Genomic DNA, 2,722 nt, shown 5'->3' with positions numbered 1-2,722 from the left:
CCGCCCCGGGCCGGCGGCACCCGGGCCGCGCTGATCGCCAGGCCCGCCAGCACGAGGGCGCACGCGCCCGACACCATCAGCGGCCAGAAATTGGACAGCGGCGCCTGGGTGTGCGCGAACAGGAACGGCAGCGCCACGGCCACGGTGGCCAGCGCGGCGGCAAAAGCGTTGAACAAAGGCATGGGGCGGTTGGCCAAGGCAAAGGGCCGATCATAGGCAGGGCCGTCCGGTCGGCCCCTCGGGCGCCCATGGGACAATCCCGCCCATGCATGCATTGTTTGAAGAAGCCGGCAAATTTCTCGCCGGACGCATCCTTTCCGAGGCCGAAAGCTCCGCCCAGATCGAGCTCGACTCGGGCAAACGGGTGAAGGTCAAGGCCGCCCACCTGCTGATCCGGTTCGAAAAACCCGCCCCGGCCGAGATGCTCGCCCAGGCGCAGGCCGTGGCCGCGTCGATCGAGCTCGACCTGGCCTGGGAGTTCGCCCCCGAGGACGAATTCGGCTTCGCCGACCTGGCGCGGGACTATTTCTCCGAGAACGCCACCCTCGTCCAGCAGGCCGGCGCGCTGTTCGCGCTGTACGAGGCGCCGCACTACTTCCGCCGCGCGGGCAAGGGCCGCTTCAAGAAGGCGCCGGCCGAGATCCTGCAGCAGGCGCTGGCCGCCATCGAGAAAAAGAAGCTCGTGCTGCAGCAGATCGCCGACTGGGCCGAGCAACTCGGCCGGGGCGAATGCCCGCAGCCCATCCGCGAGCAGCTCTACAAGATCCTGTTCCGCCCCGACAAGAACGCGCCCGAGTACAAGGCCGTGGTGGAGGCCAGCCGCGCCACCCACCTGCCCCCGCTCGATCTGCTGCAGCGGGCCGGCGCCATCGACTCGGCCTACCAGTTCCACTGGAAGCGCTTCCTGTTCGACAACTTTCCCAAGGGCACGGGCTTTGCGGCGATCACCGCGCCGCAGCCGCCCGAGGACCTGCCGCTGGCGCCCGTGCAGGCGTATTCCATCGACGACTCCCAGACGACCGAGATCGACGACGCGCTGTCGGTGCAGGGCCTGGGTACGGGCACCGTGGTGCTGGGCATCCACATCGCGGCGCCGGGCCTGGCCATCGTGCCGGGCACGCCGCTCGACCAGCTGGGGCGCAACCGCCTGTCCACGGTGTACATGCCCGGCTACAAGATCACCATGCTGCCCGACGAGGTGGTGAAGATCTACACCCTGGACGAAGGCCGCGCCAACCCGGCCGTGTCGCTCTACGTGACCATCGACGAGGCCACGCTCGAAGTCACCGGCACCGAAACCAAGCTGGAACGCGTGCCCGTGGCGGCCAACCTGCGCCACGACCAGCTGGACCACATCGTCACCGAAGCCTGGCTGACCGACCCCACGGTGCAGGCCCCGGAAGCCCCCCAGCGCTTGCTGGAGCTGCGCGGGCAGCTATCGTTTCTGTACCGCCTGGCCCAAAGCCTCAAGGCCCAGCGCGAGGTGGTGCGCGGCAAGCCCGAGACCTTCAACCGGCCGGACTACAACTTCCGCCTCACCGGCAACGACGGCGCCGAGCCGCAGGGCCGCGAGACCGTCTCGATCACCACGCGCCGGCGCGGCGCCCCGCTGGACCTGATCGTGGCCGAGGCCGCCATCGTGGCCAACAGCACCTGGGGCGGCCTGCTGGCCGACCACGGCGTGCCCGGCATCTACCGCAGCCAGGCCAGCCTGGCGCCCGGCGTGAAGGTGCGCATGGGCACCAAGGCGCTGCCGCACGCGGGCATCGGCGTCAAGAGCTACGCCTGGGCGACCTCGCCGCTGCGCCGCTACGTGGACCTGGTGAACCAGTGGCAGATCATCGCGTGCGTGCGCCACGGCAAGACCGCCGCGCTGGCCGCGCCGTTCAAGCCCAAGGACGCGGACCTGTTCTCCGTCATCAGCAGCTTCGATGCGGCCTACAGCGCCTACAACGGCTACCAGGCCGGCATGGAGCGCTTCTGGACGCTGCAGTACCTGCAGCAGAACGGCATCGCGGAGATCGAGGCCACCGTGTTCAAGGAAGGCCCCGGGGGGAGCTTCCTCGTGCGGGCCGACACGCTGCCGCTGGTGCTGCGTGGCGGCTATGACGTGCCCAACACCGCCCTGGGCGCCGCGGGCGCGGCCAAGCCTGGCATCGACGATCGGCAGGCCGGGCTGATCGCCTCGATGTACGGGGGCACGCCGCTGGCCGCCGCCGTGGCCGAGGGCTTTCAGACGCGCGACGAGGTGGCGCGCACCATGCAGGGCGAGATGGATGCCGCTAGCCGCAACGCGCTGAGCACCAAGGGCTTCGAAGGCACGGCGCGCCGCATGGCCCGGCTGATGCAGTCGCGCTACAACCTTGGCTTCGTGGACGTGGGCGGGTGGGACACGCACGTGGGCCAGGGCAACGCTACGGGCGCGCTGGCCAACCGCTTCGAGGAGCTGGGCCGGGGCCTCGCGGCCTTCGCCGACGAGATGGGGCCGGCGTGGAACCGCACCACGGTCGTCGCCATCAGCGAGTTCGGCCGCACCTTCCGCGAGAACGGCAACCGCGGCACCGACCACGGCCACGGCAGCGTGATGTGGGTGCTGGGCGGGGGCATCGCGGGCGGGCGCATCGCGGGCGAGCAGCAGGCGCTGACGGCCACCACCCTGTTCCAGAACCGCGACTATCCCGTTCTGAACGACTACCGCGCCGTGCTGGGCGGCCTGTTCGCC

1 protein-coding gene and 1 pseudogene are annotated in these 2,722 nt (G+C 70.3%); one reads left to right on the top strand and one right to left on the bottom strand.

What is annotated here, in order from left to right:
• A pseudogene (locus tag AC27KI_RS22350) lies at positions 1-182 on the bottom strand (polymerase); the annotation flags it as partial.
• A gap of 83 nt (positions 183-265) precedes the next feature.
• Between AC27KI_RS22350 and AC27KI_RS22345 the strand changes: the two are divergent.
• Positions 266-2,722: RNB domain-containing ribonuclease (locus AC27KI_RS22345; protein ID WP_487115905.1), on the top strand; the 2,457-nt coding region annotated here is incomplete at its 3' end.

The organism is Acidovorax sp. KPB24-03 (genome assembly GCF_057546605.1).
Note: the sequence above shows the minus strand (reverse complement) of the source record. Positions and strands in the feature narration are given on the sequence as shown.